We start from the raw sequence: 22,858 nt of genomic DNA on the forward strand, positions 1-22,858 counted from the left end.
ACACAAGGTTCACTATGGATTTTTTAGTTGTTCAATTTCATTCTACAATTAAGCTAAAATTTTTAATGACCTTTGCTTTATCATATCAATCATAAGTACATGAAAAAAGGCTGTAATAACGAATTATCGTCATTACAGCCTTTTTATTATTAACTATTAGTATTTATTTAGTAGTTGAAATCAAATTAAGCATTTGCTAATGTTTTACCTAATTCTTGGCATTGTGCATTACCATCATCATCAGGTTCGCCCAAGATTGCTACGCCATCAGCTACTAATTCGCCACCAGCATCTTTAATTCGAGTGCCCCAGTCTTCCAACCAAGTGCCACCCCAACCATAGGAGCCAAAGATCGCTATTTTTTTACCACTCAACTTGCCTTCTAGTTCAGTGTAGAATGGTTCAAATTCGCCTTCTTCTAATTGTTCTGCACCCATATCAGCACAACCAAGAGCTAATTTTTCATAAGCTGCTGCTTCATCAACAGATACTTCAGAAACGGATTTTACTTCAACTTCTTGACCTGCAGCTTTAATACCTTCAGCTACTTCATAAGCCATGCGTTCTGTATTGCCTGTACCGGACCAAAAAATTACACCAATCATCTTGTACCTCCTAGGCCGTTCTTGCGACCAATGAATTAAATGTTTTTCCCAACATCAATTGAGTTTGACAAAATTCACGACATGCTTTGTAACACAAAAAAGAGCGTTGCGCATTTACCACATCATGGTAAACCTTCCACTCTCCGCACATTCGGTATCCTCCACCACGATAAGAAATAAAACATTTCACATCCTTTAATGGGTAACCTAGAAAAATGCCGATTTCATGTGGAAACTCAAGGCTTACTTCCATACGATATCTAAGATGTTCAAGCATCTCCATAATGCTCATTCGATCATGATAACCGTAGGCTTTCAAAAATGACATCACCGCAGGTTGGCGTACATAGTCTCTTAATTTCTTCTCACGGAATACCAATAATAGTCTTCTCGCTTTACAACGACATAATTCAAAAAAGAACAATCCTTTTTCATTGAACGCTTTATTATATTCTGTCAATACAAATTGGATTTGTTCATTCATGTCCCGTGGAATAGAAACCAAGTTCGATAGCTTAATACCTCGAATTGCCGGTGCACAATAATATCCAATGATATGGTCAATTGAATTCATCATAATAGTACCTGCCTGTTGCACATCGTTAGAATTTCCTCTAATGAGAATAATTCCTATAGGCTCATAGTACTCTTGATGAGAAAAATTGTCAAGAATAATTGATATGTATTTTCAATAATTATTTATTATTTGGTATGTAATAAACCTTTAACTTTAGGGAATACAACACTATCATTAGCTTCATCAACAACGATTAAATGAGCATTTGGTCCTGTATATTTATCTTCAGAAATACTAATATGTAATATCTCATTATAAGAATTATTATTAGCTATACTTTTATATTTCAATGTACCTTCATAGGCATTGCCTTGTTTTACTAATGGATTTATTACCGTGAAAGTACCAAGTATAGGGCTATCGCCATTGTTAATAGCAGCTGCTAATGCTCCAAGAGATGAAGAATCTGTATTCATATGCTTTGCTTCACTCATGCGACTGGATAATTGTTTTCCTAACACAACATTAGCATAAATAGCATATTGCATTTCATTCTCGTTTTTAATATTTAATGTATATACATCCGCAGAAGATGCGCCCGCCTCAAGAAGTACAGACTTAATATCTTTTTTACCCTCCCCAGCAAACAATGCTTTAGGATTATTTTGATACATAGTAACGCCTTCAGGCAATTTAACACCTTGATATGTTACAGTTTGACTTCTATTTAAAATGGACTTGATGTTCGCTGCGGAACCCGTAGCAGGCATAGATACCAACACAGCCGCTACCGTAGCAAGTAGTACTATTTTTTTCATTTTTCTCCTCATGAAAGCATTAATATAATGCGTTATGCTATTTTTTTTGTGCCTTAGCCCAACTATCGCGTAAACCAACAATACGGTTCACTACAATATGGTCTGAAGTACTATCTTTATCAGTTACAAAGTAACCTTGACGCAAAAATTGGAAATGATCCCCTGGTACAGTTGTAGCAAGACTTACCTCACCTTTACTGTTGAATACTTGTAAAGACTCATGATTGAAATCACCTAAGAAATCCTTGCCATCAGAATCTTCTTTGAGCAGGTAATCATATAAACGGGATTCAATATCTACTGCAGTAGATGCTTCAACCCAATGTAATGTGCCCTTAACCTTACGTGTACAACCGCTACCGCTCTTAGTTTCAGGGTCATATGTACAGTGAATTTCTGTAATATTACCATTTTCATCTTTAATAACATCCGTGCATGTAATAAAGTAAGCTCCTTTCAAGCGTACTTCTTTGCCTGGTGCTAAGCGGAAAAATTTCTTAACTGGTTCTTCCATAAAGTCACTGCGTTCGATATAAATTTCACGGCCAAATACAACTTCACGATTACCAAGTTCTTCATTTTCAGGATTATTTTCAACTGTACAAAGTTCTGTTTTGCCTTCTGGATAATTTGTAATAATAACCTTTACAGGATCTACCACAACCATAGGGCGTTTAGCTTTAAGTTTCAAGTCCTCTCGAATACAGAACTCAAGCAACGCAATATCTACAACGCTATCCGCCTTCGCTACACCAATGCGCTCACAGAAATCACGAATAGATTCCGGTGTATAACCACGGCGGCGCAAACCTGAAATTGTCGGCATACGAGGATCATCCCAACCAGCTACAAGGCCTGCCTCAACAAGAGCACGCAATTTACGTTTGGACATAACCATTTTAGTTACATTCAAACGAGCAAACTCAATTTGTTGAGGAATTTCAGTATCATCCCATTCCTCTAACACCCAATCATATAATGGACGGTGAACTTCAAATTCTAATGTACAAATAGAATGCGTAATGCGTTCAATAGCATCTTCAATAGGATGGGCAAAATCATACATAGGATAAATTTTCCACTCATTACCCGTATTATGATGCTCTGTATTTACAATACGATAAATAACAGGATCACGCATTACGATATTAGGATGCGCCATATCGATTTTTGCACGCAATACCTTTTCCCCATCTTTATATTTGCCAGCCTTCATTTCTTCGAAGAGCATCAAATTTTCTTCTACACTACGATCACGGTATGGACTATTGACACCAGGAGTAGAGAAATCGCCGCGATTTTGTTTAATTTCATCTGCAGTTTGATCATCTACATAAGCCTTGCCAAGGGTGATTAATTTCTTAGCATACTCATACATTTGGTCAAAATAATCAGATGCATAGCGTGGGTCTTCATTCCAATCAAATCCAAGCCATTTAACGTCTTCCATGATGGAGTTTACATATTCGACATCTTCTTTTACAGGATTTGTATCATCAAAGCGAAGATTTGTTAAACCATTGTATTGTTTACCAATACCAAAGTTTAGGCAAATAGATTTAGCATGTCCAATATGCAAGTAACCATTTGGTTCTGGTGGAAAACGAGTCAATACACGGCCACCGTATTTGCCAGTTTCGTTATCTTTGTTGATAATAGCTTCAATAAAGTTAACAGATACAACTTCTTCAGGAGCTACATCTTTTTCAATGTCTTTATGTTCCAACGTTCTTACCTCCATAGGAAAAATATTCTTTTATTTTACCATACTTTGTATAAAACCGCATATCTTTTAATGTCTTGTACTTTTAGTCGAAATCAGTTAAATCAACACCAGCCTTTTTAAGCTCTTCTAGCGCAGACTCTACATCCATTTGAGGTTTCTTGTAGTTTACTTCTTCATTCACACATGTTTTTAACGGTTTCTTATGAACGCCGGCAATGATATTATCCGCTGTCAAAATAGACATGTCATAACGAGTTCTATCTGTGTAAGAACCAATATGTGGTACGATAAGGCAGTTTTCTACCTCTAACAATGGATGATCAGCAGGTAGTGGTTCTGGATCTGTTACATCCAGCGCCGCATAATCGATTTCACCTGTTTTAAGTGCATTAATGAGCGCATCCGTATCTACAATAGGACCACGACCAACGTTAACGAATAATGCAGTATTCTTCATTTTCTTGAAGAACGCTTCATCGCACATGTGATAAGTTTCATCTGTTAATGGAGCCATTACACAAACTACATCACTAGTAGCTAAAAGGTCATCTAGCTCCATATAAGTTGTTTTATGAATTTTATCATCTATACGCTGGTTGCGATTATGGTATACAACGGTCATGCCAAAGGCACGAGCGCGACGTGAGATAGATACACCGATAGCGCCCATACCAATAATACCAAGGGTACGGCGACTTAAATCAAAGCCCTTAATATTAGAAGGTCTTTGAGCCCAACGACCGTCTTTTACAAAGTTAGCATTTTCTATAATACGACGACTAGCCGTGGCAATCAACGTAAATGCAAGTTCTGCTACCGTTTCATTGAGAACACCTGGCGTATTGCCATAAGGAATACCTGCCGCTGTTAGTTCATCAATATTTACATTATCATAACCTACGGCCGCTTGTGCTATAACCTTTAAATTCGGTGCATTTTTAACGAGATCTCCATCTACATCTAAAGGTCTTACAGACCATAGCCCATCTGCATCAACGAGCCATTCCTTCAAAGTCTCACGAGGCATTACTGTTTTTTCAGTCCATTGGCGCACATCTACATGCTCTTTTAAATATGCAATCGCATCTTTGCGAACCAGTCCATTTACTACTACTAGAGGTTTCTTTTCCATGTATATCCCTCCCTAAAAAATTCTATATATTATAATTATATTTTATACTAGAAAACTAACGTAATACAACAAAAAGGAGTAAGGTCAAAACCTCACTCCTTTTATGTATAATTTAAATTTGAACTAGTTCAAATCTGCAGTACAGTTAGGGCATTTAACTGCATTGATATTGATTTCAGATTTACAGAATTGACATTCTTTCGTTGTAGGTGCTTCTGCCACTTCCTCTTCTTTCGCAGATTTCATCATTTTAGCCAAACCACGAACCATCAAGAATACAACAAATGCCAAAATCAAGAATTGAATCAAATCAGTAATAAATGTACCATATGGCAATACAGATCCAGCTGCACGAGCTGTAGCAATATCAGCACCAGCCATGAATGCATCTTTAGAACCTGTGCTCAATGGCAAGTACAAATTACTAAAATCAATACCACCTGTGAATACACTGAGAACAGGCATAAATAGGTTGTTTACAACAGAATTAACCAATGCTGTGAAAGCAGCACCAATAATCATACCAATAGCTAGGTCCATCATATTGCCTTTGAAAGCAAATGCTTTAAAGTCGTTTAAAAAGTCTTTCATTTTCATACTCCTAGATACGTTTAATTGAGAATACATTAATAACAGTACTAATCATAAAATAAAGATAAAAAGATGTCAAGAAATTTCGATGTAGTTTTTAAAATTTAGTTAATATAGTTTTTCATAATTCTATCTATTATTGTAATAAATCGCTTATTATGCGTATTTTTTACACCATATTTCCTATGCTTACACTCTAAAACGCTATGTTACCTCCTAAAAAATAGAGTCTAACAAAACTTTGGTTAGACTCTATTAATTAGATGTAATAATGTATTGGCTCCATCAACCTAAACCCAGCGAAAGAAGTTTAGCACGCTCTATTACGGCGATAAACGCAGGAGGTATCATAGAAGCTTCTAAAAATTGACTTATACGACGCCCTACAATTACTCCTTTATTAGCATAAAACCAAGAGAAGTAATAGATATGTAAATCATCCAACTTACGATCCGAAATATTTGGTAAACATCGTTGTACAATTTGGCTTTTAGTAATACCTAATTTAGCATAACCACGCCGCGCCATATCCTTTGTTACCATCGGACGAGCGTCATCAATAATGTCCTTGATGATGGCATCCATTATGGAACGCTTATGCATCGCAAGTAAATACGATACAAAATCCATTTCAAAACAGATTTCCTCCGTATAGAATATATTGCTATGTGCTTTTGCATATTTTCCCTCTACGTCTCGATCATAGAGGGCTACTGTTGGAATAGAGAATCTATTAAACAATTTTTGCAATTTACTGATAGAGGACTCGCCCCGAGCGTTGATAAGACAGATTCCAAAATAGTCAAAGTCCACGCCTAATTTTTTACCAAAGCCTGTAAAGCTACCGTACTCAGTCTCCCCTTCTACGATGATAATACACCGAGCGTATAGAGCCTCTTTTGCCTCAGGAAAATGCATAATCAAGTGTTTCTCTACCTCTTTAGGGAAATTGAAAGTAACTCCACACGCTGCACAAACCATATTATTTTCATCCCGATAAAGCCGAATAATATGACGATAATCGTCAACTAGTGCATCCGTACTGTGAGTAACCACAAAGAGCTGTCCTAATAATCCATCTATTTTAAAAATATCTCGCAGCAATGCTAAAAACTCTTCATTTTCATTAGTTGCAATTTGACGGTAATAATTGAGCACAGCCCGTTGCAAATACGGACTTAAATGTAGCTCAGGCTCATCCACACTTATAAAGATTGGTAAAAACTTGTGTCCCTTTGCATCATATACGAGTAAAGATTCTAAATTTGTAGTTGCACTACTCACTTTCATATAAATTTGAGCCAAAATCTTGAGAGCCACAGCCATAATCAATCGTACATTATCAGCAGAATACTTACGTTCCATAGCGGAGGATGTAGACAATACCTCTACAAGATGTTGAATATTGAGCATACAGTAAGGATCTAAATCCTTACGTAAACTAACAATTTCACGCTGAAAATCATCAGTAGGCATTTCTAATCGAGACACATAAGCTTGTAATAGCTGTCCTAATTCTACATATATAGAGGACGGTATAGAAAACAGTTCCTGCTCTGAGGTGTCGCGATGACACACATATAAAGCATGACGAATCATAGACAATGCCATAGGCTCAATGCCTTCGTCCGTAACCCTACATAATCGTGGATATACCTCTTGTACAACTTGTTCAAGTCGCAAACGATAGGTCGGTCCCTCATTAGCAGTAAACATGCTTTTATAATTTAACTCACCTAGAGAGATTTCAAAGTCAATGCGAATAGGCTTATTTACATCCGTAAAATCACTTTCAACAAACCCATGGCACTCCATGATAATTTCTAAGAGATCTAAAAAATTAGACTTACCTACCGCATTCTCACCGACAAAATAATTAATATCATTATGAAAGCTCAACGTTACATCCGCTAAGTTCCTATAGTTTTCAATATGCATCCATTTTATATACATAGCTCCTCCGTCTGTAGCTACTTTCAAAATGAAAAAGCTCTAGTATATTTCATTACAATAAATCACTAACTAATACCCCTGTATTTTATCTTTTATGTAAAAAGGTGCCAATCACGAATGTAATCAGCACCCCCACTGTCATATACAGTCTGATACTGTATATATTCGACATTTATTTAATTTTATCCTCTATGACTTTGCCCTCTCTTAATGGACCACTCTGTTCTTTAAGACGTGCCAACATGACAGAGGATATAAACATAGCAATACCAGCTCCTACTGTTGCTATGGATAAGCTTTCACCAAAAATCAAAAAACCATAGAAGGAACTAATAAATACGCCAACGTATTGCAAGAATTGAGCCACTACAGCATTGGTCGTAACAAAGGCGCCAGTCAAGAAAAACTGAGCCACTACACTAATACCACCGATAGCGAAGATAATAAGCCAATCTGTACCTTGAGGCATAACGAGCTTATCAGTAGTGACGAGGCCCGCAATCATGCCAGTAATCATGAAATAGGCCATGATTTCAAAATTACTATGTTCTCCGCGTTTACTAATAGTTCGTATCGTCGTATAGGCCGCTGCAGCTAAAGCAGCACCTAAAATTGCTACCAATGCATACCAAGAAAATGATTCATAACTAAAAGGATTTACCATTACTAAGACAGCAATCAAAATGACTCCAAGCCATTTACCAGCCCCTTTAGGTATCGATTCCTTCAGAAATAGAGCGCTAAAGATAAAAACAAATATTCCTGTCGTTTGAAATAGAATTGTTGCATCAGATAATTTTATGTGTACCAATGCTATGAAATTACATACCATACCAAAACCGCCGTATAAGCCACGCATGACGAGGAGCCCCCGATCCTCTTTTGAAAATCGGATGCCCTTCACATACATGATAATGAGCACCGCAACAGTCCCAAAGAACCCACGGGCAAAAGCGATCTCCCCAGGTGGAATATTTGTCCCTAACAGTTTTACGAATACATTCATCGTACTAAATAAAAGTGCGGATAACAATGCATATATAAGGCCCTTTTTAGCCATAGCCCCTCCTATAATTATATTTCTCTATATAATTATAACCCCATATTTCTATAAATAATGGATACATCAATAAATACTAACAAAATTTCATATCATATATGATGAATGTTAATTTAATGAAAAAATGATTACTCAATAAGAAACATATAGATATGCCGCCTTTCTAATGAAAGGCGGCATTGTATTATTTAGAGAATGTATCTACAAAGTCTAAGATTTCTTGTTTCATATTCTCTTTGTCGATTGCTTTTGTAAAGCGCAATGGTTTAGATTGCAACGCTTCCAATTGTTTAGGGAAGGCAACACCCGTTACAGCAGAAATATTATCTAAGCTTTCATAAGGAGTCTCACCTACCTTGATATCCAATGCCTCACAGATTGGTGTAGGAAATTTAAACGGATGTGCTGTAGATGCAATCACTGTATGACGAGCGCCATCTTCAGGATGCTTCTCCAACTCCTTCATATACGCCCCCATAGCAACCGCCGTATGAGGATCCATTACATAACCATAAGAATTATATACTTGTTCAATGATTGCTTTTGTTTCTTCATCATCAACGTAGGCACCAGCAAAGGTTGCCTTAACGCGTTTTAGTTCTTCTTCGTTAACAGTTAATTTACCTGTGGCTTTAAGATCTTTCATCCAGCCAGCTGTACGTTCGCTATCTTCACCAGATATATAGTACAAGAATCGTTCGAAGTTGGAGGACTCAAGAATATCCATAGATGGAGAAATTGTCGTATAGAATGGGCGGTTCATATCGTATGTACCGTTTTCAAAGAAGTCAGTAAGTACGTTATTTTGATTAGATGCACAAATCAATTTGCCGATAGGAATACCCATTTTTTTAGCATAGTAAGCAGCCAAGATATTACCGAAGTTACCTGTTGGAACTACAACGTTGAAAGCTTCATCTTCGTGGATTGCACCTTGTGCAACCAGTTCAGCATAGGCACTTACATAGTAAACCACTTGTGGCGCTAAGCGACCGATATTGATAGAGTTCGCACTGGAGAACATAACTCCTTTTTCAGCGACTTCTTCTGCAGTCGCTTTATCAACAAAGAGGCGCTTCAAGAATTGCTGAGCATCGTCAAAGTTGCCATAAATAGCCGTAACATTAACATTCTCCCCTTCTTGTTTTTGCATTTGTTCCGCTTGCATAGGACTAACGCCATCAGTTGGATAGAATACTTGAATATGAGTTCCCGGTACATCCTTGAATCCTTCAAGAGCCGCCTTACCAGTATCACCAGAGGTAGCAGTTAAGATAAGTACTTCTTTTTTCTCGCCCTCAGCCTCCTTAGCAGCTACTAAAAGGTATGGAAATAAGGATAATGCCATATCTTTAAAAGCTTGTGTGCGGCCATGGAATAGTTCCAATACGGAAACTTTTTCCAATAAAGAGTGTAATGGTGCAATATCGCGAGTGCTGAAATTAGCATCGCAGTAAGCAGAATTAATCATTTCATTTAAATGAGCTTCGGAAAAGCATGGAAACAACTTTGCTAAAACAACGGCTGCTACTTCTTGGTAGTTTTTATCTTTCACATCATTGTAAGTTAAGCAGTTTGTAGGAAATAAAGATGGTACATATAGACCACCATCCTCTGCTAATCCGTGCAACAATGCATATGTTTCATTTACCGCAACGGTACCTCGGGTGCTAGTATAATTCATGGAATACCTCATTCATAACTACAATGGATTTTTACGAGTTTAATAGATTTATTATAGCATAAAAGCGCCCACTTGGGGCGCTTTCTATAGAATTATATAATAAATTTTAATCTAATAGATAAAACCAAATATTACTAACTAATTAAGTGAATATACAGCTTTCCAATATTAATCAGAATTCGGTTATAGTTCACCTTCCGCAATAGCATCCAATGTATCAAGAGATGGGATGAAGAATAACATGCCAGTAATAGGTTTAGAGTAATCAAGCAATTTATCGTTTTGCGTAAACATATTGGTAAGCATTGTTTTAGTTACATCCCAGTAACGAGCATAACCGATGAAATATGTACCACGTACGCCATGTCCTGGTTGAACAAATGGAACATTCATACGAACGACTTTGTGTTCTTCGTCATCACGATTATCTTGAGCCACTACATTGTGAGCTGCCGGATCTTTTTCATCATCCTCTAATCCAATATCGCTAAATTTACTGCGACCAATGAATTTTTCTTGCATTTCTGTGGGAAGTGCACGCCATGCATCAAGATCATGTTCATATTTTTGTGCAAATGCATAAGAGCCGTTAGTGAATTCAGGATCTTCATTACCAATAACGCCCCACTCTACAGTCTCTTGTCCAACAGGGTTTTCCGTACCATCAACAAAATCAATAATCGCACGACCTTGTTCGTAGTGGAAGCCATGAGTTTCATCTACCACAGATGTAATAGGACGTAAAAACCCCATAATTTGATCCACTACAGTATAAGTAACAGATTCATCATTGGAGCGAACATGCAAGAATAAATCAGCTGCAACAGCTGGTACGTCTTGTTTATCACCTTTTATGCCTTGAAAATCTTCTAACTCTTTTGGTACCGGTGCATTAGGGAACAAATAACCCCAGGCTTTACAGCTAAAGCCAAAAGCAATGCCCCATCCTTCACCATTAGCACGAATACTAACAGAACGTTTAATGGCTTGAATACGATCTGCCATATCTTGAATCACTTCAAGTTCTGCCTCATGATCTTTACGATTTAATAACAAAGTAGTGAAGTTGACACTTTGTCCAGCATCTTTATACACATCTTGTGTTCTAGAAACATCTTCTGCCATTTGGTACCTCCTAATGAGAAAAACTATTATACAGCCATCATAAGCTATTATAATTTTACTGTCTATAAAATATATTATTGTATCAATGTCGTATTCTATTAATGTCAAAATTCATAAACTTAATTACAGCAATGACTACTCATTTAGGAAAAGATAAGATTAAACCACAACGTATATTAACCATGTAAATAAATATGTAAAGTCTAAAAAGATATATAAAAGGTAAATAAAAATTATTTACAAAAAAAGAACTCACACAAAATGTGAGTTCTTTACTCTGGTGGACCACCAGGGGTTCGAACCCTGGACACCCTGATTAAGAGTCAGGTGCTCTGCCAGCTGAGCTAGTGGTCCATGACATGATTAATTATATGCCTATTTTATAGGAATGTAAAGAATATTTATTACACTCCTATAAAATATCAACATTAATATTATTAATATTGTAATACCCAATCTTTCATAATATTACAGGCCTCAGTAGGGAGCAAATCACTAGTCCCGACGCAATCTTCACCACTATATAGTTGAAGCACACTATGAGTGCGGCTTACTTCTTTAACAATAACATTCGTTAAGTTAGACTTAGGAACGCTAAACTGTAAACCATAACGACCAAAATAAGTAAATACGGTTTCTTGTGTATTGTATTCTATATGGACTTGAAGCATCTTGCCTCCAGACCAGCATGATTCAATATTTTCCTTTGATCTTGGTTTTAAAAAATCAAAAAATCCCATACTACCCTCCGATTCGCCACATTGGTCGTTCTGGTTGCTCCATACCTATGCCATCATGTCGTTCTTGTTTTCGTTGCAAAGCACGTTCGATATGCTTAGCTAAAGCCTCTTCTGAGGCACCATTGCGCACGAGCGATACAAGGTCAGCCTCATCATCTCGCAACAAGCACAATCGCATTTGGCCATCAGATGTAAGGCGCACACGATTGCAGGTATCACAATAACTATGAGACATAGAAAAAATAAAGCCCACAGCCTTACCACTAGGTAGTGCCAAATATGTAGCTGGTCCAAAGCCATAAATAGAATGAACCTCTGTGAGAGATCCGCCACTAACGCGTTCTAATTGAGCCTTCCATTCATCAAAGGTAGGGCCATGAAATGCGTCACCTTGAAACGGCATGTATTCAATGAACCGCCATACAACAGGCCATTTCTCTACATACTGCAACAAAGCCTTAACTTCATCATCAGACCAATAACGAGATAAAACGGTATTAATCTTAACGGATTTAAAGTTAGCATTAATAGCACTACGTATGCCATCTAGCACAGACTCAAGTTGACCATCTTTACCTACACAGGTAGCAAAGGCTTCACTTTCAAGAGAGTCCAAACTGATATTTACACGATTCAAGCCAAGTTTTTTTAACCGTTGCGCTCGTGAGGCTAATAAACTGCCATTGGTAGTCATAGAGATATCTTCAAACCAATCTGATTCTTTGATACGACTTAGTAGCTCTTCAATATGAGGATAGAGTAATGGCTCACCACCTGTGAGGCGTACCGCCTTCACACCAATATGATGAAAAGCCCCTAATATTTTCATCCACTCATCAACAGACAATAGTTGTGTTTGACTTTGAGGCGTAATTTCTGCAGGTCGACAATAGGGACAACAAAAATTACACGCATCTGTCAGCGACAGACGTACATATTCAATTGTACGGCCCCATGCGTCTTTCATAACACACCTCGTTTACCAATTCAAAATTATTTAATAATAGATACTTCATCACCTACGCGAATCGTACCGTTTTTAAGAACCTTACCAAAGATACCTTGTGTAGGCATGATACAAGAACCAACTTGTTTCATGATTTCACAACCATGATGGCATTCCTTGCCAATCTGTGTAATTTCAAGAATTACATCAGCACCCATTTGTAATTGGGTACCTACCGCTAATTCATAAAGCACCATGCCTTCAACGGTGATATTCTCTGCAAAATCACCAGGTTTGACATCTGCCCCTTGTGCTCGCATATGATCAATACTCGCAATGCCAAGTAAGCTGATTTGGCGGTGCCAATTACCTGCGTGCGCATCGCCTTCCATCCCATGATCTACAATGAGATTAGCAGTTTCTATATTATGTTTCTTTTGTCCTTTTCGCTCACTAATGGAGATAGCAATAATTTTTCCGTCTGCCATCTAGCCCTTCCCTTCTTATGGGAATATACCATATATACATAACTTTATATGAACATATAATTGTAAATTTAAACTGAGAATTCTCATTTTGGTAAAAGTACCGAAAATAGTTCTACAATTATCTATATATTATAGCATAGTATTCATACATTTTCCCTGTGAATTTAATCACTAAAAAGAACTCTATTCTATAGGAATAGAGTTCTCGTATATATTATTTAGCGACGACCCATTTCTTGGATTTCATCGCCATGATTAACACCATTGAGTAATAAGTTAAGCAAGATTGCCGTAATACTACCAAAGGTAATACCAGATTTTAAAATAATTTGTGCCCAATCAGGGAAGTTAGCGTAAAAATTTGGTGCCGCAATGGGAACCATAGCTACACCGATACTAATAGCAACTAGCATCAAGTTATGATTACCATCAAAGCTAACCTTACCAAGAGAGCGAATACCACTGGCTACAATCATGCCAAACATAGCAATGCCAGCACCACCAAGTACTGCATTTGGGATACTAGCAACAATAGCCGCTAATTTAGGAAATAAACCTAACAAAATTAAGATCACTCCAGATGCAGCTACTACAAATCGGCTTTTAACACCTGTTACAGCAATAAGACCAACGTTTTGAGCAAATGCCGTATATGGGAAGCTATTAAGGATACCACCAATTACAGTGGAAATACCATCGGCGCGAATAATAGAGGCTAATTCCTTGCGACCAATGGGTTTATCTACGATTTCACCGATAGCAATACTATCACCTGTCGTCTCTACCATGACAACAAGCATTACGATAATCATAGATAGCACTGAAGCCCAATCAAATGTAGGAAAGCCAAAATAGAATGGTTCTATGAAAGCAACCCATTGAGATTGACCAACTTCATCAAAATTAGCAACGCCCATTGCAAAAGCTATCGCTGTACCTGCAATCAAACCTATTAATACAGAAAGATTACTTAAGAAACCTTTAGTAAACTTGTATACCAATACAACAATTAAGAACGTAAGAAATCCAAGCCCTATGTTCGTATAACTTCCAAATTCTGGATTTCCTACACCGCCCCCCATCCAGTTAATAGCAACTGGCATCAAGTTAATACCAATAAGGGTGATTATCGTCCCCGTTACAACCGGTGGAAACAATCGAATTAGACGACTAAAGAATGGAGCTACTAGAAAGGTAAATAAACCTGCTACAATAATGGCACCGTAAATGGCAGTCATACCATGCTGTGCCCCAATCATAGTCATAGGGCCGACAGATGCAAAGGTAACACCTTGAATCATAGGGATACGCCCACCTATATTACCGAAGCCTAATGTTTGAATTAAGGTCGCAATGCCACAGGTAAACAAGTCTGCTGTAATAAGTCGAATCAAATCCTCCACCGGTAAATTCATCGCCTGTGCCACAATAATCGGTACCGCAACAGCTCCAGCATACATGGCAAGTACATGCTGTAAACCAAAGGCAAAGAGCTGTGGTATGGGCAGCATGCTATCGACCGTATTCATTTGTTTTTGATCTGTCATAATGTCTCCTACATAAAATCTCGAAATATCACCCATTTATTTTACACTATCGTTCGGATTTTAACAATAGAAAAAAGAGAGTCTATTATTTTATATGTATTAATAGACTCTCTTTATATTATTTCCCGAACTTTTATAGTTTGCTCGGTTATATTATTCGATTTATATTATAATGTCTTATTATTCATATAGCCCTATGATAGCCGACTCTTTATCATCAAGATCTTTTTCAATGGCATACATCTTAGATGTTAGTTCTGCTACAAAACTTTCATCTTTAATACCAGATAAATTAATACGCACATTCAAAAAAGCCGATTTCACCGCAGCACGCGCATTAATAGCCGCAATAATACCATCTGTAATAAGGTTTTGATTACCCTTACGAGAGGCTAGTTCTGCTAAATCAAATATTTGATTCGCTAATTCTCCAATTTCAAAAGGTACCATAGCAGCATCTTTGTATGCTTGTTGAATAGCAGCTGTACGCGCAGCCTTTTCTTCATCTGTATTCTTTGGCAATCCTAATGCGTTCATAAAGATATTAAATACATCCGCATCAGCTTGAGATAATTCGAGCATGCGCTCGCGAATCGCTTCTGCTTTAGCTTGAAGCTCCTCCATTTCGGTCTGAACCGCTTCATAACCTTTTTTACCAAATGTAAGGTTTGCTACCATTTCTGCTAAAGCCGCACCTGTTGCGGCAGTTAGTGCTGCAATAGCACCACCACCTGGTGTTGGCTCTTTAGATGCAGTAGCAGCGACAAAATCTATCACTCGTTGTTCCACTAATTTCATAACAAGGCCTCATGTAAAAGCGATAACAAGATATGTCTTGTTATCGCTTTGTAATTACTATAAAAATCTACAAATATTGAACACAATAAAAATATAACTAATTATAGCAGACACTATAAATCTCCAGTTAAGAAACGTTCTACTATAAACAATATCTATTAAAATAAGCCTTTAATTGTGCCGTCTGCTTCAATATCCATATTAAGAGCAGCAGGACGTTTAGGAAGGCCTGGCATTACCATTACATCACCTGTACGACATACAATAAAGCCTGCCCCATTGGCAACACGAATATCGGATACAGTAATAGTGAATCCTGTTGGAGCCCCTAATAATGCTGGATTATCAGATAAGGAATATTGCGTTTTCGCCATACATACAGGCAAACGATCCAGTCCCCAATCTGCTAATTGTTTAATTTGCTTTTTGGCTTTGTCCGTAAAGATAACTCCATCGCCACCATAAATAGTTTTAACGATTTTATTAACTTTATCCTCTAAACTATCTTCCAAATCATATACGAATTTAGGTGCTGGCTTAGGACCCTCAAGTAACTCTACGACTTTTTTTGCCATATCAGTGCCGCCTTCGCCACCTTTTTCCCAACATTCATTAAGTTCTACAGGCACGCCAAACTCATCACACAAGCGAGTCAACTCTGCAATTTCTGCATCTGTATCGCTGGCAAATTTATTGATTGCCACTAATACAGGCACATTAAAGTAACGCATGTTTTCAATGGCTTTTTGCAAATTGCTGAACCCCTTTGTAACGGCTTCAACATTTTCTGCATTAAGTTCTTGCTTTGGTACACCACCATGCATTTTAAGAGCTCGTAACGTGGCAACGATAACGATTGTATCAGGGAAAATATTACCATAGCGGCATTTGATGTCAAGGAACTTTTCAGCACCCAAATCCGCACCAAAGCCGGCTTCAGTAACTACGATATCACCAAGTTTAAGCCCTAGTTTTGTAGCTACAATGGAGTTACATCCATGAGCGATATTAGCAAATGGACCACCGTGAACGATGGCCGGTGTATGTTCTAATGTTTGTACAAGATTTGGCTTGATAGCATCTTTCATAAGGAGAGCCATCGCACCTTGGCATCCAAGTTGATGAACATAAACAGGATCACCTACTAAGTTACAACCGATAACGATGCGACCAAAACGTTCTTTCAAATCTTCTAAATCCTTAGCTAAACAAAGAATAGCCATAATTTCAGAAGCTACAGTAATCATAAAATGATCTTCCCGAGGGAAACCACATACTTTACCACCAAGTGCAACTGTCACATTACGAAGAGCACGATCATTCATATCTAGAACACGAGTCCAAGATAGTTGACGCAAGTCAATTTGCAATTCATTACCTTGATGGATGTGATTATCAATCATAGCGGATAATAAATTGTTAGCCGCTGTAATAGCGTGCATATCACCTGTAAAGTGAAGATTGATATCATCCATTGGCACAACTTGAGCATAACCGCCACCTGCGGCGCCGCCTTTAATCCCAAACACAGGACCTAAGGATGGTTCACGCAATGTAGCGATAGCATTTTTACCAATTTTTTGTAAGCCTTGTACGAGGCCAATGCTCGTTGTAGACTTACCTTCCCCGGCTGGTGTTGGCGTAATCGCTGTGACTAGCACCAATTTACCATCTGACTTAGATTCTAAACGGCGAATGGCATCAAAGGAAATTTTCGCTTTATAATGACCATATTGTTCAATATCATCAGATGTTAAACCACATTTATCGGCAATAACCTGAATCTTCTCCATTGTATTCTGTTGGGCAATCTCAATATCGCTTAACATAAAGCCTCCTCGGCACCATGGCCAGCTCAAAAACTATATAACAACTATGAAACCACATTTAATGTCTACTGTAGATGTATATTTGTACAACTACAGTAATCTATTATATATGAAAGTGGACCTTCTGTCTAATACTAATCATTAACAAATTAAGTATTTTGACTAATAAATTGTTACTCTTTAGTATATAACTAAAGATATAGCTAAAATACATAAAAAGTGCCTAGTGCATGAACTCATACACTAGGCATTTATTGTCTAAAAATAGATTAGAACGGGAATAGAATTGGCAGTAATACAAGCGCCACAATACTAGATACAACAATAAGCGGTAAGCCAGCTTTCACATAATCCATAAAGCTGTAGCCCGCTATATTATATACCATAGTATTTGCTGGCATACCAATTGGAGTAGCATAAGCTAAAGAACTAGCAATTACGATAGCCGCAAGAACGGCTTTTGGATCAAAGCCAAGTTGAGATGCTAGACTAAGCCCAATGGGAACTAATAATGCACAGGTAGCTGTATTAGACATGAAGTTCGTCATAAACACACCTAATACAAACAGAACTGCCAATACTACAATTGGAGATGGACTTGCACCGAGACTATTAACGATGATATCCGCAATAACACTGCCAGTGCCAGTTTTAACCATTGCATCCCCAAGAGCCATGGAACCAGCAAAGAGCATAATTGTTTTCATATCGATTGATTTTACAGCTGCTGTTTCACTTATAACATTGGTAGCCACCAAGACTAGTGCACCTACCCAAGCACTTACATAGAGTTTTACACCTAATTGTTTTTCAAAAATCATAGCAACAATTGTCAAGATTAATACGATGGCAGCTGTCCATTTTTTCCAAGATGGTACATGGCTATAATCTTCATTACTTTCAAAAGCACCATCCGGTTGATGACTTGGAGCATCTGGTAAGAAACGTTTACCAATTGTAGCATAGAATATAGTGCCTACGATAAGGATTGGTAAACCTACTAAACCATAATCAAAGAAACCAAAAGAGCCTAGGCCCGCTTGTTGTAAGCCCGCTTGTGCAATCATATTACCAGGCGCACCGATAAGAGAAATATTACCACCCATTGCAGCAGCAAACACCAATGGCATCAATAATTTAGTTTGTTTAAAGCCACTCTTTTTACAAATACCGATAATTACAGGAATCAGTACAGCGGCTGTACCAGTATTAGATAAAAAACCAGATAAAATGCCTGTAATCATCATAACAGCTACAAGTAAGGATGTTTCAGTTTTAGCAAATTTATGAACTACATTCCCTACCTCTACGGCTACACCCGTTTCGAAGAAAGCCGCACCAATAACAAACATACCCATAAAGAGCAACACATTTGGATCTACAAAACCTGCGAATGCATCTTTAGCGGATAATACACCACTTAGATGTAAGCCTACAGCCACAATCATCGCTGTAATAGACAATGGAATTTTCTCCCATGCAAACATGACGATGGCAAACACCAAGAAGCCAAGAGTTATCATTACACTTGTATCCATAAATACCTCCCACTACGTGTAATATACCTAAAAAGGGTACAAAAAAGGAGGATTGTACAAAATTCGTATAATCCCCCTATTAAGTTAAAGCGCACAATGAAATTATTTAATGAAGCTTACGTGTTTGTAAATTTCTTCTAACACTTCTTCTTTTTTCGCATTGTACTCTACTTTCTTATTTTCAAAGTAGTTATTACCATCTGCATCAATGGATACGATGAGAGGACCAAATTCTTTAACGCGGCAAGTCCACAAGGTTTCAGGCATACCAAGTTCACGCCAATTAGCAGATTCGATTTCCTCTACCTCTGTTGCGGCAAGAACCGCATTACCTGCTGGGAATACGCAGTGAAGAGCACCAAAATCTTTACAGGCACGTGTTGTTTCAGGCCCCATACCGCCTTTACCTACAATAAGACGTACACCAGTTTGCTTTACGAATTCATATTCGAATTTTTCCATACGCATGGATGTAGTAGGACCTACGGAAATCATTTCGAATTTATCATCCCCATGGTCACGCACGATTGGACCAGCATGCAAGATGGCACCGTTACGAACATCTACTGGTAATTCACGACCATATTCAACAAGACGACGATGAGCTACATCACGGCATGTTGTGATGTGACCATTTAAGTAAATGATATCCCCTGCTTTAATACCTTCGAGATCAGAAGCTTGAATAGGTGTTGTCAAAATATGTTTAGCCATTAGAATGTCACTCCTTTGTGAGATAGAATTTCGTACTTACCGTCTTTATCGAATACTACATGACCGCGGCGATGGTTCCAACAACCAACGTTTACAGCTACGGAAATTACAGATGGATGACGAGAGCCGTGCTCGATGTTTACGCCCATAACGGATTTATCGCCACCCATACCTTGTGGCCCAATGTGCAATGCGTTAATACCATCTTCCAGTAATTGCTCCATATATGCTGCTTTTTCATTATCTGCTTTAGAGGATACGGGACGCATCAAGGCTTTTTTAGACATAGCTGCCGCAGTATCGATGGATGTAGCAATACCTACACCAACCAATAATGGAGGACATGCATTTAAACCATAACTTGTCATCAAATCTAATACGAATTTAGCTACTCCCTCATAACCTTCACCTGGCATCAATGTTTTACCAGAGCCTGGCAAGGAACAACCGCCACCAGCCATGTATGGGAAGATTTCTACATCATCACGACCAGGTACGATATCCCAAGTAATGTAAGGTGCTGTACGTCCGATGTTTTTACCAGTATTAAATTCATCAAATGTTTCTACACAGTTATGACGAAGTGGCGCATCTTGTGTTGCTTGGTATGTAGCATTACGCAAGATTTCTTCCAATTCACCGATCAATGGGTAGTTTGAACCAACCTTCACCCAAAACTGTAGAACACCTGTATCTTGGCAGGATGGACGATTTAAATCGAAGGCCAACTCCTGATTCTTTTTCATTGTTTCATAAATTGTTTTTGCTAATGGATTTTTTTCATCTGCTGCAAGCTCTTTGATTTTAGCCTCTACATCATCAGGCAACTTTTTTGCTACATAAGCAATGAACTTTGCAATGACATTTGTCATTTCTTGCACTTGTTGTTCTTTCGTACTCATCGTAAACCTCCAAAAAGACTTCATTATTTAAGATGCAAATTATTTCTGTTTCGGAACCTTAGCTCCTTTCGATGATTTCATTCTACTCTTTTTTCAGAATATAACTATCCAATTTACAAGTTGTTTTTTGATGGTGAAAGCAAGACAAATTAATACAAAATCACCTATATGATTATATTTTTACCCATTTAAAATATACAATTACACCTATACCAAAATATCAAAAAAAGCACTACCTATCGAAAAGTAGTGCTCTTTTACCATTTATTTTTATAGGATTATAATATATACAAATTTACCTATACCTAATGATTGTATATTTATCATAATTAGAACTTAAAATGATGAAATAATTCCACCATTATAGTGATATAAAAAGGTAATTCTAGCCCTGTAGTTTCCTAACAACTACTTCAAGCTGAGCTCTAACATCTTGTAACTTTTGATTCGCTTCCTCTAGCTCAAGCTTATGCCTAGTATCATGTTCATAGGGTAAGCAAGATTGTAGTACTTCTATAATATCTTCCTCTTGTGTAGAGATGATCTCCTTCCAATCATGAAGCTTTGTCTTACGTCCTAATTCTTTTGCTTGCTTGCGATATTCCGATGGCGTCGTATGGAAGTGCTTTTTAAAGGCCACATTAAAGGCTTTAATATCTGCAAAGCCACAACTACTCGCAATATGCGCTACCCCATCCTCAGAGTTGACCAGACGAACTGTGGCCTCTCGTAGTCTCAAACGCAACAGATACTCAAGAAAAGAGACTCCTAATTGGCGTTTAAAAAATTGTGATGTATAGTTCACATTATATCCACCAATTTTTGCAATATCTTCTAGCTCAATCTTTTGTTGATAGTTTTCATCAATATAAGCAATCATCTTATCAAAGGTAGCTACAGTCATATCCACAGGCTTTGAATGTACATATATCGACTTAACCGCATTAATTTCATCGTATACCTCACTAGCTAATGCTAAATAATGATGTTCTAACCACATACGATTAATGGGACTTTCACCATTCGCCTTTATCAACATCATCATCGCTGCATGATGTCGTAAAGAGGTAAAAAACGAATTATGCCGATTCGACTTATCTGAACGCACCACAAATTGATACATTCCAAAATTTGGATCAAACTGCTGGAAAAAATCTTTCCCTACATGAATAACAAGAGCCGTCGTATCCTCTTCAAGCGCTAGGGTGGCATGCCCCACCTGAGGAGAAATAATAATAGAGTCAAGAGGTTCCATCGTAAAAACCTCACTATTACAACTCATCTCAATACGACCCTTCAACAAGATAAGAATTTCAGTCTCTCCATGCCAGTTGTAATGATATGTGCTAACCTTATATATGTGGCTACTAAAATCTATATGATTGTGTTTATATGTATAGTGAAAGTAATCCATGATATCTAATCATTCCCTGTAAACCCTGTAAAATCAAATAACTAATTATTAAAAGGTAATCTTTTCTAGTAAAAATAATACAAACAAAGGTCTCTCCACTAATTTCAATACCTACAAAATAGTTAACCGAAATACAAAAATGCATCCCTTTCTAATCGAAGAGATGCATTTATTATGATATATTTATTTAACTTCGGTCAACGACATCTTGATTATTATATTTATACCAAGCTTTAATAACATAACAGCCTTACTCATCAATATTACATAAGAGCCGTAATAGCTGCTGCTAAACCGAAAAAGATACCTGGTGCATTGGCTAATGCTACTGGAATATCTCTATGTTCTTTAAACAAACCGTATAATACCCATAATGTACAGTTGACGGCCGCTACTAAAGATTGGATCCAATCACCAGTACCTGGATGTGCTAAGTTGTTCATAATTTGTGGGAAGTAAGATACATACATGGCTACAGCAGTAACAGTTGCAACTTTCCCTAAGTTTTCCATAAAATTTACTTGATTCAGTATATCCTCCAAATTGATTAACTTTATGTTATTGTTAATTCCTCATGAACTATATTCTACCCAGTTTAGAGAATCTAACTATCCAAATTAACAGACAAATTTTTGAATTAAATTAAGCAAAAATTAAAGTTTTCTATATATTTTTCTTATTCCGAGACTATAAAATTATATAAATTCACCAAAAAAATACATACAAAAAAA

At 37.4% G+C, this 22,858-nt stretch carries 21 protein-coding genes and 1 tRNA gene; all 22 read right to left on the bottom strand.

The window, feature by feature from the left end:
- Nucleotides 1-185 precede the first annotated feature (185 nt).
- The 22 genes from Q7O55_RS02975 to Q7O55_RS03080 all read right to left on the bottom strand — a co-directional run bounded on the left by Q7O55_RS02975 (nucleotide 186) and on the right by Q7O55_RS03080 (nucleotide 22,657).
- Nucleotides 186-605 (bottom strand): flavodoxin, encoded by a 420-nt coding sequence (locus Q7O55_RS02975; RefSeq protein ID WP_004696544.1) that lies wholly within the window; start codon nucleotides 603-605, stop codon nucleotides 186-188.
- 10 nt (nucleotides 606-615) lie between these two features.
- Nucleotides 616-1,203, bottom strand: a complete 588-nt coding sequence (locus tag Q7O55_RS02980) for a DUF3793 family protein (protein ID WP_369691703.1) — start codon at nucleotides 1,201-1,203, stop codon at nucleotides 616-618.
- 104 nt (nucleotides 1,204-1,307) lie between these two features.
- Nucleotides 1,308-1,940: a hypothetical protein gene (locus Q7O55_RS02985; RefSeq protein ID WP_303928189.1), complete on the bottom strand. Its 633-nt coding sequence runs from the start codon at nucleotides 1,938-1,940 to the stop codon at nucleotides 1,308-1,310.
- A 37-nt stretch (nucleotides 1,941-1,977) separates the two neighbouring features.
- Nucleotides 1,978-3,666, bottom strand: coding sequence for a glutamine--tRNA ligase/YqeY domain fusion protein (locus Q7O55_RS02990; protein WP_303928191.1), 1,689 nt, complete (start codon nucleotides 3,664-3,666; stop codon nucleotides 1,978-1,980).
- A gap of 82 nt (nucleotides 3,667-3,748) precedes the next feature.
- The gene (locus tag Q7O55_RS02995) at nucleotides 3,749-4,798 is read right to left on the bottom strand and encodes a D-glycerate dehydrogenase (RefSeq protein ID WP_303928193.1); all 1,050 of its coding nucleotides are present in this window, start codon (nucleotides 4,796-4,798) and stop codon (nucleotides 3,749-3,751) included.
- A 123-nt stretch (nucleotides 4,799-4,921) separates the two neighbouring features.
- Complete coding sequence (gene mscL, locus Q7O55_RS03000; protein ID WP_004696554.1) at nucleotides 4,922-5,389, bottom strand: large conductance mechanosensitive channel protein MscL; 468 nt, start codon at nucleotides 5,387-5,389, stop codon at nucleotides 4,922-4,924.
- A 285-nt stretch (nucleotides 5,390-5,674) separates the two neighbouring features.
- Nucleotides 5,675-7,342, bottom strand: coding sequence for an ATP-dependent endonuclease (locus Q7O55_RS03005; protein ID WP_303928195.1), 1,668 nt, complete (start codon nucleotides 7,340-7,342; stop codon nucleotides 5,675-5,677).
- Between the two features lie 172 nt (nucleotides 7,343-7,514).
- On the bottom strand, nucleotides 7,515-8,402 hold the full coding sequence (locus tag Q7O55_RS03010) for a DMT family transporter (protein WP_303928197.1): 888 nt from the start codon (nucleotides 8,400-8,402) through the stop codon (nucleotides 7,515-7,517).
- Between the two features lie 184 nt (nucleotides 8,403-8,586).
- The gene (thrC, locus tag Q7O55_RS03015; RefSeq protein WP_303928199.1) at nucleotides 8,587-10,086 is read right to left on the bottom strand and encodes a threonine synthase; all 1,500 of its coding nucleotides are present in this window, start codon (nucleotides 10,084-10,086) and stop codon (nucleotides 8,587-8,589) included.
- 183 nt (nucleotides 10,087-10,269) lie between these two features.
- A complete protein-coding gene (locus Q7O55_RS03020; protein WP_303928200.1) occupies nucleotides 10,270-11,211 on the bottom strand; it encodes a Dyp-type peroxidase in 942 nt (313 codons plus the stop codon).
- Nucleotides 11,212-11,489: 278 nt separating this feature from the next.
- Nucleotides 11,490-11,565, bottom strand: a tRNA-Lys gene (locus Q7O55_RS03025).
- Nucleotides 11,566-11,648: 83 nt separating this feature from the next.
- Complete coding sequence (locus Q7O55_RS03030) at nucleotides 11,649-11,951, bottom strand: hypothetical protein (protein ID WP_303928201.1); 303 nt, start codon at nucleotides 11,949-11,951, stop codon at nucleotides 11,649-11,651.
- Nucleotide 11,952: 1 nt separating this feature from the next.
- The gene (moaA, locus tag Q7O55_RS03035; RefSeq protein WP_303928203.1) at nucleotides 11,953-12,918 is read right to left on the bottom strand and encodes a GTP 3',8-cyclase MoaA; all 966 of its coding nucleotides are present in this window, start codon (nucleotides 12,916-12,918) and stop codon (nucleotides 11,953-11,955) included.
- 26 nt (nucleotides 12,919-12,944) lie between these two features.
- Nucleotides 12,945-13,385 (bottom strand): MOSC domain-containing protein, encoded by a 441-nt coding sequence (locus Q7O55_RS03040; RefSeq protein WP_303928204.1) that lies wholly within the window; start codon nucleotides 13,383-13,385, stop codon nucleotides 12,945-12,947.
- Nucleotides 13,386-13,603: 218 nt separating this feature from the next.
- A complete protein-coding gene (locus tag Q7O55_RS03045) occupies nucleotides 13,604-14,932 on the bottom strand; it encodes a nucleobase:cation symporter-2 family protein (RefSeq protein WP_303928206.1) in 1,329 nt (442 codons plus the stop codon).
- A 180-nt stretch (nucleotides 14,933-15,112) separates the two neighbouring features.
- Entirely contained in the window at nucleotides 15,113-15,730 is a 618-nt protein-coding gene (locus Q7O55_RS03050; protein WP_303928207.1) for a cyclodeaminase/cyclohydrolase family protein, read from the bottom strand.
- Nucleotides 15,731-15,888: 158 nt separating this feature from the next.
- Nucleotides 15,889-17,559 carry a formate--tetrahydrofolate ligase gene (locus tag Q7O55_RS03055; RefSeq protein WP_303928208.1) on the bottom strand — a complete coding sequence of 557 codons (1,671 nt, stop codon included), beginning with the start codon at nucleotides 17,557-17,559 and terminating at the stop codon, nucleotides 15,889-15,891.
- A gap of 269 nt (nucleotides 17,560-17,828) precedes the next feature.
- On the bottom strand, nucleotides 17,829-19,097 hold the full coding sequence (locus Q7O55_RS03060) for an SLC13 family permease (RefSeq protein ID WP_303928209.1): 1,269 nt from the start codon (nucleotides 19,095-19,097) through the stop codon (nucleotides 17,829-17,831).
- Nucleotides 19,098-19,199: 102 nt separating this feature from the next.
- The gene (ttdB, locus tag Q7O55_RS03065; RefSeq protein ID WP_024062026.1) at nucleotides 19,200-19,811 is read right to left on the bottom strand and encodes a L(+)-tartrate dehydratase subunit beta; all 612 of its coding nucleotides are present in this window, start codon (nucleotides 19,809-19,811) and stop codon (nucleotides 19,200-19,202) included.
- Nucleotides 19,811-20,713, bottom strand: coding sequence for a L(+)-tartrate dehydratase subunit alpha (gene ttdA / locus Q7O55_RS03070; protein ID WP_054746885.1), 903 nt, complete (start codon nucleotides 20,711-20,713; stop codon nucleotides 19,811-19,813). The genes ttdB and ttdA overlap by 1 nt, the downstream gene beginning before the upstream one ends.
- Before the next feature lie 385 nt (nucleotides 20,714-21,098).
- Nucleotides 21,099-22,127: an AraC family transcriptional regulator gene (locus Q7O55_RS03075; protein WP_287511405.1), complete on the bottom strand. Its 1,029-nt coding sequence runs from the start codon at nucleotides 22,125-22,127 to the stop codon at nucleotides 21,099-21,101.
- 263 nt (nucleotides 22,128-22,390) lie between these two features.
- Nucleotides 22,391-22,657: a SemiSWEET family transporter gene (locus Q7O55_RS03080; RefSeq protein WP_369691705.1), complete on the bottom strand. Its 267-nt coding sequence runs from the start codon at nucleotides 22,655-22,657 to the stop codon at nucleotides 22,391-22,393.
- Nucleotides 22,658-22,858: the final 201 nt, after the last annotated feature.

The sequence above is a fragment of the Veillonella parvula genome (assembly GCF_945949885.1).
Classification (GTDB): Bacteria; Bacillota; Negativicutes; order Veillonellales; family Veillonellaceae; genus Veillonella; species Veillonella parvula_B.

What these genes read in the sequence shown, in the direction of transcription:
- Q7O55_RS02975 (WP_004696544.1), bottom strand. Translation starts at nt 605, where the DNA reads ATGATTGGTGTAATTTTTTGGTCCGGTACAGGCAATACAGAACGCATG.
- Q7O55_RS03030 (WP_303928201.1), bottom strand. Translation starts at nt 11,951, where the DNA reads ATGGGATTTTTTGATTTTTTAAAACCAAGATCAAAGGAAAATATTGAA.
- thrC (WP_303928199.1), bottom strand. Translation starts at nt 10,086, where the DNA reads ATGAATTATACTAGCACCCGAGGTACCGTTGCGGTAAATGAAACATAT.
- Q7O55_RS02995 (WP_303928193.1), bottom strand. Translation starts at nt 4,798, where the DNA reads ATGGAAAAGAAACCTCTAGTAGTAGTAAATGGACTGGTTCGCAAAGAT.
- Q7O55_RS03050 (WP_303928207.1), bottom strand. Translation starts at nt 15,730, where the DNA reads ATGAAATTAGTGGAACAACGAGTGATAGATTTTGTCGCTGCTACTGCA.
- mscL (WP_004696554.1), bottom strand. Translation starts at nt 5,389, where the DNA reads ATGAAAGACTTTTTAAACGACTTTAAAGCATTTGCTTTCAAAGGCAAT.
- Q7O55_RS03045 (WP_303928206.1), bottom strand. Translation starts at nt 14,932, where the DNA reads ATGACAGATCAAAAACAAATGAATACGGTCGATAGCATGCTGCCCATA.
- Q7O55_RS02985 (WP_303928189.1), bottom strand. Translation starts at nt 1,940, where the DNA reads ATGAAAAAAATAGTACTACTTGCTACGGTAGCGGCTGTGTTGGTATCT.
- ttdA (WP_054746885.1), bottom strand. Translation starts at nt 20,713, where the DNA reads ATGAGTACGAAAGAACAACAAGTGCAAGAAATGACAAATGTCATTGCA.
- Q7O55_RS03010 (WP_303928197.1), bottom strand. Translation starts at nt 8,402, where the DNA reads ATGGCTAAAAAGGGCCTTATATATGCATTGTTATCCGCACTTTTATTT.
- Q7O55_RS03055 (WP_303928208.1), bottom strand. Translation starts at nt 17,559, where the DNA reads ATGTTAAGCGATATTGAGATTGCCCAACAGAATACAATGGAGAAGATT.
- Q7O55_RS03060 (WP_303928209.1), bottom strand. Translation starts at nt 19,097, where the DNA reads ATGGATACAAGTGTAATGATAACTCTTGGCTTCTTGGTGTTTGCCATC.
- Q7O55_RS03075 (WP_287511405.1), bottom strand. Translation starts at nt 22,127, where the DNA reads ATGGATTACTTTCACTATACATATAAACACAATCATATAGATTTTAGT.
- ttdB (WP_024062026.1), bottom strand. Translation starts at nt 19,811, where the DNA reads ATGGCTAAACATATTTTGACAACACCTATTCAAGCTTCTGATCTCGAA.
- Q7O55_RS03020 (WP_303928200.1), bottom strand. Translation starts at nt 11,211, where the DNA reads ATGGCAGAAGATGTTTCTAGAACACAAGATGTGTATAAAGATGCTGGA.
- Q7O55_RS03040 (WP_303928204.1), bottom strand. Translation starts at nt 13,385, where the DNA reads ATGGCAGACGGAAAAATTATTGCTATCTCCATTAGTGAGCGAAAAGGA.
- Q7O55_RS03005 (WP_303928195.1), bottom strand. Translation starts at nt 7,342, where the DNA reads ATGTATATAAAATGGATGCATATTGAAAACTATAGGAACTTAGCGGAT.
- moaA (WP_303928203.1), bottom strand. Translation starts at nt 12,918, where the DNA reads ATGAAAGACGCATGGGGCCGTACAATTGAATATGTACGTCTGTCGCTG.